General features: G+C 46.4%; 10 protein-coding genes. 7 read left to right on the top strand and 3 right to left on the bottom strand.

Going from position 1 to position 14,810, the window contains the following annotated elements:
* The first annotated feature begins 48 nt into the window (after positions 1-48).
* The 7 genes from LZG71_RS01140 (at position 49) to LZG71_RS01110 (ending at position 6,797) form a co-directional block, all read left to right on the top strand.
* Positions 49-1,092: a sulfotransferase gene (locus tag LZG71_RS01140; RefSeq protein WP_233816217.1), complete on the top strand. Its 1,044-nt coding sequence runs from the start codon at positions 49-51 to the stop codon at positions 1,090-1,092.
* Between the two features lie 74 nt (positions 1,093-1,166).
* Positions 1,167-2,132, top strand: coding sequence for a glycoside hydrolase family 16 protein (locus LZG71_RS01135; RefSeq protein ID WP_233816216.1), 966 nt, complete (start codon positions 1,167-1,169; stop codon positions 2,130-2,132).
* 91 nt (positions 2,133-2,223) lie between these two features.
* Positions 2,224-2,988 carry a 3'(2'),5'-bisphosphate nucleotidase CysQ gene (gene cysQ / locus LZG71_RS01130; RefSeq protein WP_233816215.1) on the top strand — a complete coding sequence of 255 codons (765 nt, stop codon included), beginning with the start codon at positions 2,224-2,226 and terminating at the stop codon, positions 2,986-2,988.
* Between the two features lie 19 nt (positions 2,989-3,007).
* Positions 3,008-3,556, top strand: coding sequence for an adenylyl-sulfate kinase (gene cysC, locus LZG71_RS01125; RefSeq protein WP_233816214.1), 549 nt, complete (start codon positions 3,008-3,010; stop codon positions 3,554-3,556).
* Between the two features lie 753 nt (positions 3,557-4,309).
* Positions 4,310-4,690 carry a nuclear transport factor 2 family protein gene (locus tag LZG71_RS01120; protein WP_233816213.1) on the top strand — a complete coding sequence of 127 codons (381 nt, stop codon included), beginning with the start codon at positions 4,310-4,312 and terminating at the stop codon, positions 4,688-4,690.
* Positions 4,691-4,892: 202 nt separating this feature from the next.
* Positions 4,893-5,327 carry a RidA family protein gene (locus LZG71_RS01115; protein ID WP_233816211.1) on the top strand — a complete coding sequence of 145 codons (435 nt, stop codon included), beginning with the start codon at positions 4,893-4,895 and terminating at the stop codon, positions 5,325-5,327.
* Positions 5,328-5,567: 240 nt separating this feature from the next.
* Positions 5,568-6,797: an exo-beta-N-acetylmuramidase NamZ domain-containing protein gene (locus LZG71_RS01110; protein WP_233816209.1), complete on the top strand. Its 1,230-nt coding sequence runs from the start codon at positions 5,568-5,570 to the stop codon at positions 6,795-6,797.
* Between the two features lie 104 nt (positions 6,798-6,901).
* Here LZG71_RS01110 and LZG71_RS01105 read toward each other — a convergent pair whose 3' ends face one another.
* From LZG71_RS01105 to LZG71_RS01095, 3 genes are read right to left on the bottom strand one after another with little or no spacing between them, the layout of a single operon-like run.
* Positions 6,902-10,927, bottom strand: coding sequence for a choice-of-anchor Q domain-containing protein (locus tag LZG71_RS01105; protein ID WP_233816207.1), 4,026 nt, complete (start codon positions 10,925-10,927; stop codon positions 6,902-6,904).
* 55 nt (positions 10,928-10,982) lie between these two features.
* Positions 10,983-11,603: a response regulator transcription factor gene (locus LZG71_RS01100; protein ID WP_233816206.1), complete on the bottom strand. Its 621-nt coding sequence runs from the start codon at positions 11,601-11,603 to the stop codon at positions 10,983-10,985.
* A gap of 30 nt (positions 11,604-11,633) precedes the next feature.
* Positions 11,634-14,672, bottom strand: coding sequence for a hypothetical protein (locus tag LZG71_RS01095; RefSeq protein WP_233816205.1), 3,039 nt, complete (start codon positions 14,670-14,672; stop codon positions 11,634-11,636).
* Between the last annotated feature and the right edge of the window lie 138 nt (positions 14,673-14,810).

Here is a 14,810-nt window from a genome sequence, read left to right as displayed (position 1 = left end):
CAAATTTCAAGTTACCCACTAAAAATCATGTTAGAACCGTCTTAAGCTATGGCCAAAGAAATTAATAGTGAGTTTATATCAGTTGCCGAAAGCCTATCGCCCCAGGGAATTCAGATCGTCGGTACTCAGCGCTCCGGATCGAATCTGCTCCGGGTTATCCTGGATCAGTCGGCAGATATTGCGTCTCCTCACCCGCCACATATTCTGGTAACATTCGGGCCTCTTATGTCAAAGTACGAGCCGTTGACCAAAGAAAGTTATCAAACGCTGGTTAGCGATGTGGTCGATTTTGTAAATGCGAATCCCGTTCCCTGGGAAGGAGTTGTGTTGGACAAAGAAGCGATTTTCAAAGCTTCGGAGCGCTACACGCTTTTTGATCTTAACCGACATATTTACGAGGCAGCAGCCAATGCGAAAAACGCCCGGTATTGGTGCTGTAAAAGTATGGCCAACGTCCACTATGCGGAAGAGCTGGAAAGATACGGGACAATTGATAAGTACATTTTTCTTTATCGCGACGGACGGGATGTGGCAGCCTCGTTCAAAAAGGCTGTTGTAGGTGATAAGCATACCTATTTCCTGGCCAGGCAATGGAAGGAAGACCAGGAAGCTTGCTTGTCGCTGGCTTCGCAGCTGGATCCTGAGCGTTTTTTTGCGTTAAACTACGAAACGCTGATCAGCGAACCCGAGCGTACAGTTAAAGAGTTGTGTGCGTTTCTGGATATTGCTTACAATGAAGAAATGCTCAATTTCCATACTTCGAATTCTTCTAAAATAACGGCAGCGGCGGGTGAAATGTGGGCTAATCTGGAGAAACCGATCATGAGCGACAATACGGGTAAATTCCTTAAATCATTCCAGGAAGGAGATCTCGAAATATTTGAAATGGTGGCAGGTAAAACGCTTCAGAAACTAGGCTATCCGCTGTATACTTCCATGGATAATTCGGAGCTGATTTCGGAGGAAAGTTTGAAAAAGTATCAGGAACAGAACAGCTTGCTCAAAAAAGAAATTCTGACAACCGTAAGGAAAAGTGATCTGGAAAAAAGGGAGCCGCAGCAAGTATTGCTCGACGCCATCAAGAACAGATAGGCAGGCATAAGGAATGCTACTAAAAATGGATTGTAACCTAAAAGGCTAACAGCCAAACGCTAATAGCCATAAAAATGAAAAAATACATAGCAATAGTAAGTCTGGGGTTGATGTTTTTCGCTGGTTGTAAATCCGATGGGCAAACGAATGAGCCGACGCCGGTACCGGAAGAAGAACCATTGGACGGTGATCCGGATATAGGAGATTTGTCGGCTCCCGGCATTTTTTATGACAAATTCGAAGGACCGATAGACGAAACCAAGTGGAATAAGATGAACCGGTTATGGGGACAGTCGACAAATCCATTGCATCAGCATGGCGGGGTAATTCCTGAAAACGTGTATACCAAAAGTGGCTATGCAATCATGCGCGCATTGGGCGACCAGTATACGGGAACCCTTCGCGGGCCACAGGGCCATACTAAACGGTTGGGAGGAGTTCTCACTTCCAAACAGCGCTTTGCTTCCGGGCGATATGAATTCAAGATGCGGGTTCTGCAGGCGCCTGATATGGGCGTACTGTCGGCAGCGTGGTCATTTTGGTACAAAGAAATTACAAAAGCTTCCGATCCGGTTGTTTGGGACAAGGCAATTGCGGCAGGGAATATTCCTGATAGTAATGGTAAAATTATCCTGAACCATGAAATTGATATTGAGGTAAAAGGCGCGAATCTGAGTAACCCGATTTACACCAACTGGATTGGAGAGAAAACCGGGGAATTCGATAGTAAAAATGTAGTTTATCCGACAGGGTTAAACGACAAGAAGTTTCATGTGTACCGCTGGGACTGGCATACGGGTGGTAACGGACAGGAAGCTCGGGTGGAATACTATATTGATGACGTGCTGATGCGTACAAGCACCACAAGAGTTCCCTATTTTGCTTCCAATATTAACGTGGGTAACTGGTTTGCCTGGTGGGCTGGCAATGACAGCGGAACATACAAAGCGCCTAATTTTGAATCGATGGAAATGTATGTGGATTGGGTTAAATTTACCCCTTTCAATGAGCCTAACGATGATTTCTTAGATAATAAATAGCTCTAGCTTACACAGGAATAATTGCTTTGTTCAATAATAAGCAGGATACTTGTATTGTAGCATTGGAGTCGGCTTTTATATAAAAATTAGTATGGGTATTGATATAAACGAGTTGTTAAATATTGCAAGGGAAGCAGGAGAAGCAATTTTAAAGATTTACAACGATCCTGAAAAGGCAGACGAAGTTACATTTAAAACGGACCATTCACCTTTGACACTTGCTGATGAAGCATCCAACGAGGTCATTACGACCCGTTTAAAAATGCTTACGCCAGACATTCCAATACTGTCGGAGGAAGGCAGGGACATTCCTTATTCCGAGCGAAAAAACTGGGAATATTTCTGGTGTGTGGATCCACTTGACGGAACAAAGGAATTCGTGAAAAGAAACGGCGAATTCACAGTTAACATCGCTTTAATTCACGACCAGTCCCCTATTTTAGGCGTAATATATGTGCCCGTCACCGATACAATGTATTACGCAAGTGAGCAAACTGGTGCGTGTAAAATCGATGCCAGTGGAAACAAGACAGCTTTGCAGGTTAACAACAAATCGTCGGACTGGACCGCAGTGGGAAGCCGGACACACAGCGCTCCGGAAGAGGCTGAACTTTTGGCAAAATACCCTGTTGTAAAAAGTGTTTCAATTGGAAGTTCTTTAAAATTCTGTTTGCTTGCTGAGGGACTGGCGCAAATTTATTTCCGCCAGGGACCTACCATGGAATGGGATACAGCTGCGGGCCAGGCGATACTAACACTGAGCGGCGGGAGCTTAACCAAGCCAGACGGAACGCCATTTTTATACAATAAAGAATCACTTTTAAATGGTAGCTTTCTGTGCGTTGTCAACGCGTAGTTTAAACTTTTAACCTGATATGAAACAAAATAATCCCCATCAAAAAGGCATGGTAATTTGGCTGATGGGACTTTCAGGAGCAGGTAAAAGTACGATAGCAACGGGTTTGGAAGCGAAGCTAAATGAAAACGGATTTTTCACTTTCGCAATGGACGGCGATTTGATCCGCTCCGGAATAAACAGCGACCTGACATTTTCGGAAGCGGATCGGTTGGAAAATATTCGACGGGTGGTTGAGATAAGCAAAATGCTGGTACATAAAGACATCATCACAATTTGTTCTTTCATTACGCCCATGCAGAAACAGCGTGAACTTTGCAGGCAAATTCTGAACGGTAAATACTTTGAAGTTTTTGTAGATTGTCCTGTTTCAATTTGTGAAGACCGGGATGTAAAGGGACTTTATAAAAAAGCCAGAAACAACGAAATTTCCAATTTTACCGGCGTTAATGCTGGTTTTGAAATTCCTTTAAACTCAAATCTTGTTTTAAATTCCAACAAGAATTCCCCTCAGGAATGTGTTGAATTAGTCTTCTCGGCAATCCTTCCTTATATATTTCAAAAATAAAATTTTATTAACTCAGTGCATTCAAGCCTGGATTTAGATAAATTATCCAATAGCATTGAAGCTGAATCCTGTCAGTACTACTCAAGCCATAAACCTTGTACCGGCCATTAGGAAAAACACTTCTTTGATTGATACTGTTATCGGGGACCATCTCATATGTTACAATGCTTAGAATATTGTCTTTGACCTGATGGTAATTCCGCTGTGGCATATAACCATTGAGCTTACGAAATACTGATGTTTAGAGATAAGAGTCCTGCTGCTTCCGCAAAGCCTTATAGTCATAGATGATATCACAGCGAAACATTAACTCCTATTTTTTGCTCTGGATTGTCAACAACCATGCGCGCAAATTCTTCTGAGCTGAATGCTGGTTCAAGGCTGATCAATGTCACATTACCAAAGTGAGCGGCAAAGGTATTATTGAACGGTAGTTGGTACAACTATCCCATGCGATTGCGGTTACTTCGGAGAGAATTCTAAATATCAACTCGGCAAGCCCTGTTTCCGTCTCTCATTTATGATGAACGAGTCGCATCGTTTAGCCAAAATTATCCTCCTTTCCACATAACCACGATGTTATCTCAAGCAAATCGCATAAAATCTCAGTTTTACTTACAACCACTTTGAACAAGCCGATTTACTTTTGCAGTGAAATAAGCGGGGCTGGTGGTGGTCCGTAATACTTGATTATCCGCGTTACGACTCAGAGTGAACCTGAAAGATCCAAGAAATAAATCACAATATAGAGATATGGAAAAAATGGAAATTACCAGACAAGACGTTGTTGAGGCTGAAAACAAGCTTTTTTCGGCTCAGCTTGTGAGCAACGTGGACATTCTTGACCAACTGTTACACGATGATTTAATTGCAGTTGCGCCAACGGGACAAGTCCTGACAAAGAAAATGGACCTGGATTCACATAAAGCGAAAACAATGATTATTGAAGACGCTTCAACATTCATTGATGAGATTAAACTAATTGGTGACACTGCACTTTCTATCGTTACAATGACAGCGAAAGGAAAAATGATGGGAACACCATTGGAGGGGAAATTTAGGTATTTTAGAGTTTGGAAACGCTTTGGTGATGGGTTAAAAGTGATCGGTGCAAGCTTTATGCAATTACCATAGGATATACAATTGAAGTAGGTATTTACATATAAAAATGCTGTTACCAGTTGTCCGTATTCGCTTCAAATAGCTGCTTGTACTTTTACTTTTTATTCCATAGCAGTTCCGAGCCGGACCAGTAATGAATTTTGGCACTGTTGCAAGCTGTACCTGTCGCTGGTTAACTTACTGAGATTTAGAATGGATTTACAAAAAAAATGAAATGAAAATCATACTATCTTTATTTTTTGCTTTTACCACCTTTTTATGCCATTCTCAAGACAAGGGTATAAAAAAAGAGAAGTGGCATTGGGATAACGCTTCCAAACAGGATTCAAGCGCCGGCTATGTGCAGGTACTAAAAGTAGACAACGTTCTATACATTTCTGGTGCCGTGACAAACCAAGTTACCCCGGAAGGGATACGGCAAGTTTATCAAGCTTTGGAAAAATCGTTGAATAGCTTTGGTGCAACTTTTCAAAATGTAGTCAAAGAGAATTTGTATACTACAGACATTGAAGCAATGAAAAAATACAACTCAATAAGAAAAGCATTTTATAATGGCGATTTTCCAGCGGCTACGTGGGTTCAGATATCAAGACTTTACATGAGTGACGCGAAATTGGAAGTCGAGTTAACCGCACATCTGCGAAAATAAAAATGGACACTCTGATAATGGCAACTGCGGTTTGTTTCACAATTGTCTTGATTAATTCCTGCGTTAGCTGCCCGGCGATTTCTCAGTAATTCGATTCCATGCCTGGCGACTTCCCGCATCTGACTGAATGAGTATCCCGACAGCATCCATGATGCGTTAGATAAATTTGCAAATTTAACTCTTGTGACCTGGAAACACTTTGTCTGGCACCAGTGGTATTAAATAATCAACCTTTTAGAAATGATAAGATATATTGCTATACTTTTTACAATGCTCCAGACGATCGGCAGCGCTGAGTGTGTTGCACAAAATGCATCGTTAAACCAGGGTGTATCCAGCAGGACGGGAATTATCACAGGTGCAGACCAGACTGAAAAATATCTACCTTATCTAAAAGGAAAACGAATTGGACTGGTTGCCAATCAGAGTTCTGTGATCGGCTCAGTAAGTAGTGTGGACAGCTTAGTGAGCCTTGGAATCAAAATTGTGAAAGTATTTGGACCTGAACATGGTTTTAGAGGCAATGCCAGTAACGGAGCTGTGGTGAACAATGAGACAGATGCTAAAACAGGTATTCCGATCATCTCTTTATATGGTAAAAACCAGAAACCAAATAAGGAACAGCTGGCAGATATCGACCTTTTGGTTTTCGATATTCAGGATGTGGGCTGCCGCTATTATACCAATATCAATACGCTTGAATATGTTATGGAGGCGTGTGCAGAAAACGGCAAAGAACTGCTTATTCTTGACAGACCCAATCCTAATGCATATGTAGTAGACGGGCCGGTAATGACAGATGATAAATTTAAATCGGCCATCGGAATTCATTACACGCCTATGACCCATGGCATGACAATCGGTGAATTTGCTCAGTACCTCAACGGTGAAGGGTATCTGGAAACCCCTTGCAAAATAAAGATTATTAAAGTGGCAAACTACAACCATGATATGTCTTATGTATTACCAATAAATCCCTCACCGAATTTAAATACACAGCAGGCTGTAATGCTTTTTCCGAGCCTATGTATGTTTGAAGGCACGGCTATCAACGAAGGCCGCGGGACTTATATGCCATTTACCATACTGGGAGCACCCGCATTAAAAGGCAGGTATGCATTTTCATACAAACCGGAAAGCATTTCCGGAATGAGTGAACGGCCCAATCACAAAGATTCGGTTTGTTATGGCCTGGATCTCCGTAATTATGATATTGATAAGCTTGTCAAGAGCCGGCAAATTAATCTATCCTGGTTAATTGAATTATACAATGCCTATCCAGACAAGGCTAACTTCTTTACCCCCGGAAGAGCAAACCAGGATGTATCCGCATTCGATCTGCGCATTGGTACTGATCAGTTAAGAAAGCAGATCATCGCCGGCGTATCAGAAGCGGATATCAGAAAAAGCTGGGAACCAGGATTGCAGAAGTTTAAGGCAATACGTATGAAATACCTCTTATATCCGTGAAGAGTAATATGTTCATCTCCAATAATTCAAATAGCATCTCTGAATACCGTATTTGACCGGAATCAAGGCAATCACTAGGCCAAACTTAATTTCCCAACACATTCCTAGTTTTTGACCACTTTCATTGAAGTGCCGTCATTGAATAGAATAAAATAAACACCGGCTTGAAGCGATTGGATATCCACATATTCTTCGTCGGAGCGGAATTTCCACGTTTTCAAATATGACCCGAACATGTTAACCAGGCTTGCGGTTGCTCCCGCAGCTCCCTGCCTTTTAATCCAGAAACCTTGATTAGCTGGGTTAGGATAGGCGTACGCCCGTTTCAGGTCCCGAATTTTCAAACTGATAATCTTGCTATAACTTTGAGCACCATCCGCTTCCGAGATGAGCAACCGGTAATAGAGGACCGAACTGCTAAGCGGCGGGCGATGACGAAAAGTGTAACTGGTTTCCGCTGTTTGCGTAGCTGCTACCGTTCCGGCGTGCTGGAAATCCCGGCCATTGGTACTATACTGAATGTGATAGGCCGCGATACTCTCCTGCTCAACTACCCGCCAATCCAACGCGACGGCATTTTCTGCATCAACTGACCCTGCAAATGAAATCAGCTTCACAGGCAATGGACTGGCCACCGAGCCAATAAAGAAACCGCTAAAACCTTCAACGCCAAAACTGACTTCCCACCGCTTCGTCGCCTCGTCCCATTGTATATCGTCGTCGTCTGGGTCAATAACTGATGGAGCGCCCTGGAAATCACCCGGTCTGCTTCCCGCCGTGCCCTCATATTGAAATACACGCAAATTACTTTTATTAACTTCATCAGCGGCGTTGCCGGGAAGCGGACCGGAAGGCAACTCTTCACTGAAACGATCGAACTCCGCTTGTGTAAAATAGAGGGTCATCGTGGCCGAACCACCGGCAGGCGCATTTACCAGATAATGTCTCTGCACATACGGGGAGCCGTTGTGGAAGGACACTTCGGGATCAATTTCTACGCGGGCTGTTACACTGCCCGAGACCGGGGTGGTACCTGTTGGTTGCAGCCGCGCAACCAATCGGCAGGCTTCGTCATTGGCCAGGAAGTCGGTGAGGCCGTTGATCGTCCTGGAACTTTCGTCTCCGTTTGTCGCCAGCGCATCAGCCGCTGTCCGAAGCCCACTCTGGTACTCAAAAGCACCCATATCGACCACCTCATGAGCCGTTCGCATATCACCGTTTGCGTCAAGCGTTATAATTTGGGGAAGCAATGTATTGTCACCCTTGTTAATTGCCGGACTGCACGCTTCCAAGCGATAATCGCCCCCATTTATGGGTGCAAGTTCGTGGCTGGCCTGATCAACAAAACCGGGGTTAATGTTTCCTTCGACATTACCTATTCCGCCCGATTGGCCCTGAACGAGGCTGTAAGTCAGATTGGGACTGCTGCCTCCATAGCTATTGATACCCGAGCTGTTGCCATAAACGATGGTATTGTGAATGCCTGGCGAAGCATTAACATTGTTGAATATCCCACCCCCGTCATTGGCCTTGTTACCCGCGATTGTGCAATTAATGATTTGGGGCGAAGATGCGTTTCGGTTGAGTATTCCGCCCCCGTTGTTAGCAGCGGCATTACCGGTGATCTGGCAGTTGACCACCAAAGGCGACGACTGCTCATCGTTGAATATTCCGGCGGCATAGCTTGCATAATTATTCCGAATGATCAGATTGGCAAACCGGAGTTTTGAACCTACACCATTTTGTTTACTGTAAATCCCGCCACCATAGTTTTGCGCCACGTTAACTCCATTGAAAGTCGCACTTCCGCCTCCATTTGCATAACTATCAGTGATCACAAAACCGTCGACCTCGATACTATCCGCTTCCGACGGAATCCCTGCTATCACCATTACATGATAACTATTGTCGGTCGCCGAGCTGGCATCTCCTATTGCCCCGCTCAGGATCGTGCGATTTTCCGCCAGATTTCTCTGACCGGTTCCGGCATCGTATCCACCAAGGATTTTGATGCCACCACGGGCGATATGAAACGCACTTTCACGGTCTGTCCCCGTAGCAATACCAGTCGGGTAATAGACACCTTTTGCAACCAAAATGGTATCTATATTGGTATCTGTGTTTGCCAGGGTCAATGCGTGGGATAAGGTTCTGAATGCTGTTCCCCAGGAAGTACCATCGTCGCTGTCGTCCCCGCCCGTTGCATCGACATACAAAACCTGCATCACAGTTTCCACATGTTGATTTTCGTAAGCACCCATATCGATTGATGGACCAAAAGACCGCGGACTACCTGCCAGATCCTGGTCATTGGCCAGATTACCCCCCGCCGTGGTGTAGGCATTATTGCTCCCTGCGTCACGCGCAGGACTTGAATCTGTCAGATGCAGGTACTTTGCGTTTCCAGGCGTGACAGATACAAATTCCGGGTCAACATCGATATTCCCTCCGCCGTTTACCCCCCAGAGGTCGTTCCAGGTATCACTTCCACCCCAATTTGCTACTAAACTGTTCGTAATGACCGGCAATTGGCCCGTATTGTAAATGGATGCTTCGGGACTATTGGTAACCTTGATTGCCTCATTGTGCCAAATAATGGTATTGGCTATTGTAAGAGGTGCCTGAAAGTTCAACAGGCCGCCGCCGCCGAACGCGCTAGCTACATTCCCCCAGATTGTGCAGTTGGTAACCACAACGGATCCGCACACCCCACTCATCATTCCTGCACCCATTTGCGCCGTATTGCCCGACATCACGCTATTGATCATTAAAATGGAGGGGCACGATTCGTTAATAATTCCACCGCCTTGTGGAGAGTTGTTTCCAGCGACACGGCTGCCTTTGATCGTCACCGTGGCGCGATCATTTCGCATAGCCCCTCCCCGCTGATCAGCTCTATTCCCTTCAAAATGGCATTTTGAGAATAAGACCTCGGTCCCAATATTGTGTAAGCCTCCCCCGTCCGCCGTGGCCGAATTTCCTGAAAAGTCGCACCCGTTCAGCGTAATCAACCCTCCGCCACCGAACATTCCCCCACCGTTTCTGGCGGTGTTTTCTAGGAAGCTACTATTAGTTGCAGTGAGGTTACTCTGTGCATTGCTAATTCCGCCACCGCTATCGGCAGCGTTCTTTACAAACTGGCAATCTGTAAGTACGGGGTTGGCTTGCATATTGTACATTCCTCCTCCGCCCTGAGAGGCGGTATTCTCAGAAAACCTACATTCATTGAAAATTGAAGTAGCCTGCCAATTGATAACTCCTGCGCCCTGCTCAGCCGAATTCCCATGGAAGATACATTTGGTGAGCGTGGGCTCCGATGCCGAACCGAAAATGGCAGCCGCCCCTCCCAAATTCGCTGTATTCCGGTAAAACAAGCAGTTATTCAAAGTTGGTGATGAGTTCGCCAGATATGCTCCGGCTCCGGTTCCGGCCATTACCTGCTGCCCACTTACAATAAGAGTAAGAGGTGAGTTCGCGTCAGCACCGCCGCCAGATATCGTAAAACCATCCATGCGACCAACACCAACCTGCCCACCTGCAAGAACCAGGTGATGCACATTTTCCGCATGGCCTTCAAAATCGTCAGGATTATCATTTCCCCCCAGGTCGCCACTCAACACAGTGCCCTGGCCTGGCGATGCGACGTTGGGAAGGATGCGCTGATCGTCGAGGTCATCTACTCCTCTGGTCGGGTCAAACCCACCATAAAGCTGCACGTCGCGTACCAGGACAAACCCATTGTGTCTGCCACCGTCCGTAGTGTAATTCCGGTCGTCTGCGTGATACTTGGGCAAATACACCCCTTTGGCAACGAAAATGCGAAGGGGATTCGCGCTGCTCCAACCATGGCCTCCTCCACTATACTCTTCTCTGGCCCACTTGAGAGCATCCGCTAATTGAGGAACCGCATTGGCCCATGAATCTCCGGCACCGGTGTAGCCGCCAGCCCCGGTGTTTACATTCACGTCGACATACAAAATGTTGCCTCCGCCGGGAGAAATCCCTTGCCCCAATGCGGGTATACTAAAAAATGTAATTCCCTGCCAGCACAGAAGAATAGTCCATAAGGCTCGACGAACGATAACCAAACCATCGGAACCTGTCGATATTATTTGTAGAAGTTTATCCATAGCATTGCAAAGTGAATCAATTCGCAATTACTATGGTATCCCTCTTTTGGGGGGGCTATTTGTATTTCCGGCTAATGAGCGCGTGGCGGCTGTTTACCTGAAGTTTTTCGTAAATGTTTTTGATGTGGTATTTGACGGTTTCCAGGGATATGTCCATGCGAATGGCTACCTCCTTGTTCGTAAGGCCTTCTTCGATCGCCAGGACAATCTGCGACTCCCGGGGTGTCAGATTGTCTGATAGCTGACCTGCATGCTTGGGATTGAAATATTCAACAACCTTTCGGGCTATTCCGGGCGACATCGGCGCGCCACCCTCATACAAGGATGTTACCGCCTCTTTGATCTGCGGCAAAGGGGTTTGTTTCAGCAAATAGCCGGATGCCCCGTTGCACAGGGCCTGAAAGATCCGGTTCGCATCGTCGTAAACGGTGAGCATCATCACGCTGCATTTGGGCGCCCGTCTTTTAATACGCGAAATGCCCTTAATGCCCGACTCACCAGGCAAGCCAATATCGGACAAAACCATATCCAGATAGATCCCATCCTCCCAATGCTCAAAAAAGGACTCTACCGACGGTGCCGACAACAAAACGGAAATGCCCGGTTGGCTACCGAAATAATGGATCAGCATGTTCCTGATCTCATCGTCGTCTTCAATAATGCCCAGTCGTATCATTATACAAAGTTATCCTGTACCTCTTTGAGTTTAAATCCCCCTTTTGGGTGGTATCTCGAAAACAACGCAAAAAACGCCTCCCGTATCATTCACCGAAAGGTTTCCGCTGACCTTCCCGGCGCGCAATTCCATATTTTCCAGCCCGCGACCACCCTGACGATCGCCCAGGGAAACCGGCTTTTCCGGGTAGCGGTTGGATACGACAAGCCTGATGATCGGTTCAAACTGTAATGAAATAAGGATTTCAGAACCGTCGCTATACTTAATGGCATTGATCAGGGCTTCCTTAAAAATCAGGAAAAGATTCTGGCGAACGGCTTGGGAAACTTTGCCCGATTCTACTACCGCACCTTCCTCAAACCGGTAACTGAAATCCAGCTCTTCCCTGAGCCTGTACACATAATCTTTCATACGGATCACAAGGTCTTTCATGGTATCAAACCGCGAGTCAATAGACCATACCATGTCGCTCATCGTCAAAAGGGCCTGCTTGCTCGTATCAGCGATCAGTTCCAATTGCCTGCCTTGCGTTCCGGCTTTCTCCTGATTGCCAGCCACCGGACTGCCGGCCACCGGACTGCCGGCCACCGGATTGCCGGCCACCGGATTGCCGGCCAAAGCATTGGCTTGAAAAAAAATTCGTGTTAGCGAACTTCCCACTTCATCATGCAGGTCTGCTGCGATACGGTTACGGATATCCTGCTCACGACGGATCTTCGCGATACGGCTGCGGTACCATACCACTACGATCAAAATGGCGCCAAGTACAAGCAATCCACGGAACCACCAGGTCTGTGAAAAGTGCGGTTTCTTAATGACCGTTACAACCTTCAACTTGCTTTCCAAACCGAAGCTCCGCGTCCGCAAATTGAATTTGTATTCCCCTGGCGACGGTTCGATGAGCGAGATAAACTGCCCCCGGATGAGTGGTTCCCAATCCCCCGCATTAAGGGAGTATGTCACCTCGCTGTTGGCACGGTAATTACCGGGTGTGCCAACATACAGTGCGGTAAGGCTTTGATTATGGTCGAGCGACAAATGCCTCTCTCCGCGGTAAGGCCAGGTATAATCCCTCGCTCTCTGCCCGGCTTTCCCGGTTGAAGTGTGAATCTCTGTCACATAACTTTCCAGCTGATCATTCTTGTCGAACCAATCCTGGTTCATGTCTAAAACAGTATAACCCATTAACCCTCCCACATATACGCGCTTTCGCGCATTGTCCACAAAGGAGGCACCCGAGTTAAATTCCGACTGGCCCAACCCCTCTGCCGTACCGATACGCCGTACCCGCTGCTTCACATCCACCAGGTTCAGCCCGTCGGCGGTGCCCAGGATCATCACACCATCGATCCGTTCCAGACTGTAAATCAGATTATTGCTCAACCCATTCTCAGTAGTCAAATGCTGCACCAGCTTGCCACCATTATTAATCGCCACCAGCCCGGCACCTTGCGTGGCAATCCAGAGCTTATCACCATCCACAGCAACTTTATAAACTCCCATGTTGCCGGATTTCGGGTACTTTTTCGTTAACCTTCCATTATTCAGCTCAAAGAGCCCGAGGTTAGTACTCAGCAACAAGCGTGCTTCGGAGATCAGTTGAATATGCCGGATCTGCAAATCGAGTGCATGGGGCGAACCGCTGGTAAGTTCGTAGCGGTCAAGCTCGCGGCTCTTTTTATCCAGTTGCCAAAGTCCATTCATTCCACCGATCAGAAACTTACCGGGGGTTTCAGCCAGGCACATTACATAAGTCGGCAGATGTGCAACATATTTTGCCCGCGCATTTGGCGAAAGGTTATATTTCAATGGTTTGATACTTCGGTCACGCCTGTTGAACACTTTCAGAAATCCACCTTCCGTACCTACCAGCAGCTCGTTGTCGTTCATCGGCAACATCGTGTAGGCATGCTTCAATTCGGGAAACGTAAAAGCCTTTCCGCCAGGCTCTATATATCCCGCCCCACTATACGTGGCAAAGAAAAGAGAGCCATCCGGATAAACGTGGATGCCCCGCGTGCTCGTATTGGGCCCGGGATTTGTGTTGCTTAACTCCGAAAGCCCCTTTGTTTTAGGATAAGCGACAAATATCCCTTCTTCCGTTCCCAGCAAAATTTCTTTCTTTGAGATCTTCGCGGCTACGGTCCTGAACTTGCGTTTGGTGGGAATTTTCAGCTTTTGGCGTAGACGTAACTCAGTATCCATCACGTACAATGCATCGTCTTCGGCGTAGACATGCATATCGGCACCCTCTTTCATTACAAAATATTTATCTGCCGACAACTCAAAGCCTCTCGGCCGCATTTGCCGGCCAAAGCCATCATCCAATTGGAAACTTACACGTTCGGGAACATCCACAAAAAGCGTATCCGCGCAGCCTATCAGTGTCCTTACATTGCTATCCTCAACCGGTAACTTACTGATTTGTGTTCTGTAACCTCGCTGTGGGTCGATAGACAGCAGGCTACCGTTGCTGGTACCTACCCAGATTTTATTTTTCCAGATTGTCATGCTGCGCGGAGACAATTTATTGCTGGATTTCTTGCCAAGCTCGAAAAGATCGTCCACGCGAAAAAACTGATTCCCTTTCACAAGCAGTAAATGTCCGTTTTCGTAGGCTATGACAACCGTTGCATCGGAGAGCTCCGTAATCGAAAACACCGCACGGTCCTCAACTGGCGGAAGCAGGGTCGAAGCAACCGGATGTACCCTCCATGTCCTGAGATCCAGGTAACTGAGGTTGGCATTGCCAGCCATCCACAATCTGTCGTGGCGATCAACAAGGATCCGTTGCGGCATATCGGCAGTATGCACCTGGTCTGCGATTGTTCTCAAGACATCGAGCGACCGGTATCCATCGTACCGGTATATTTCACCATTGGTCAGAAACCAGACAAGTCCTTTGCTATCGGTCGCAAGGTCTTTGATCAGCACTTCATCACGATCGGGAAATAGTTTGAGTTTAGTGATAGCGTAATCCTGCGCCATAGCCGGTTGGAACAAACTTTCCACCCATATTCCGAGAAAAAAGATAGCAGATGGTAGCCACTTGACGCCGAAAGTACTCATAACGTGATTGACCGTTGAGATGTAACTTCGGTTAAACTATAAAATTCCTGCAACTTTTGATTATTTTTTGGATATTAGTTCCTCAAATAATGAAGAGATTTTTTTATTCTAAACGGGCCTCCCGGTATTAAACCATCA

This window comes from Dyadobacter sp. CY312, from assembly GCF_021390535.1.
GTDB lineage: Bacteria > Bacteroidota > Bacteroidia > Cytophagales > Spirosomataceae > Dyadobacter.
The sequence above is the reverse complement of the archived record's forward strand: the minus strand, read 5'-3'. Positions and strand labels throughout refer to the sequence as shown.

What these genes read in the sequence shown, in the direction of transcription:
- LZG71_RS01110 (WP_233816209.1), top strand. Translation starts at nt 5,568, where the DNA reads ATGATAAGATATATTGCTATACTTTTTACAATGCTCCAGACGATCGGC.
- LZG71_RS01105 (WP_233816207.1), bottom strand. Translation starts at nt 10,927, where the DNA reads ATGGATAAACTTCTACAAATAATATCGACAGGTTCCGATGGTTTGGTT.
- LZG71_RS01120 (WP_233816213.1), top strand. Translation starts at nt 4,310, where the DNA reads ATGGAAAAAATGGAAATTACCAGACAAGACGTTGTTGAGGCTGAAAAC.
- LZG71_RS01095 (WP_233816205.1), bottom strand. Translation starts at nt 14,672, where the DNA reads ATGAGTACTTTCGGCGTCAAGTGGCTACCATCTGCTATCTTTTTTCTC.
- LZG71_RS01135 (WP_233816216.1), top strand. Translation starts at nt 1,167, where the DNA reads ATGAAAAAATACATAGCAATAGTAAGTCTGGGGTTGATGTTTTTCGCT.
- LZG71_RS01115 (WP_233816211.1), top strand. Translation starts at nt 4,893, where the DNA reads ATGAAAATCATACTATCTTTATTTTTTGCTTTTACCACCTTTTTATGC.
- cysC (WP_233816214.1), top strand. Translation starts at nt 3,008, where the DNA reads ATGAAACAAAATAATCCCCATCAAAAAGGCATGGTAATTTGGCTGATG.
- LZG71_RS01140 (WP_233816217.1), top strand. Translation starts at nt 49, where the DNA reads ATGGCCAAAGAAATTAATAGTGAGTTTATATCAGTTGCCGAAAGCCTA.
- cysQ (WP_233816215.1), top strand. Translation starts at nt 2,224, where the DNA reads ATGGGTATTGATATAAACGAGTTGTTAAATATTGCAAGGGAAGCAGGA.
- LZG71_RS01100 (WP_233816206.1), bottom strand. Translation starts at nt 11,603, where the DNA reads ATGATACGACTGGGCATTATTGAAGACGACGATGAGATCAGGAACATG.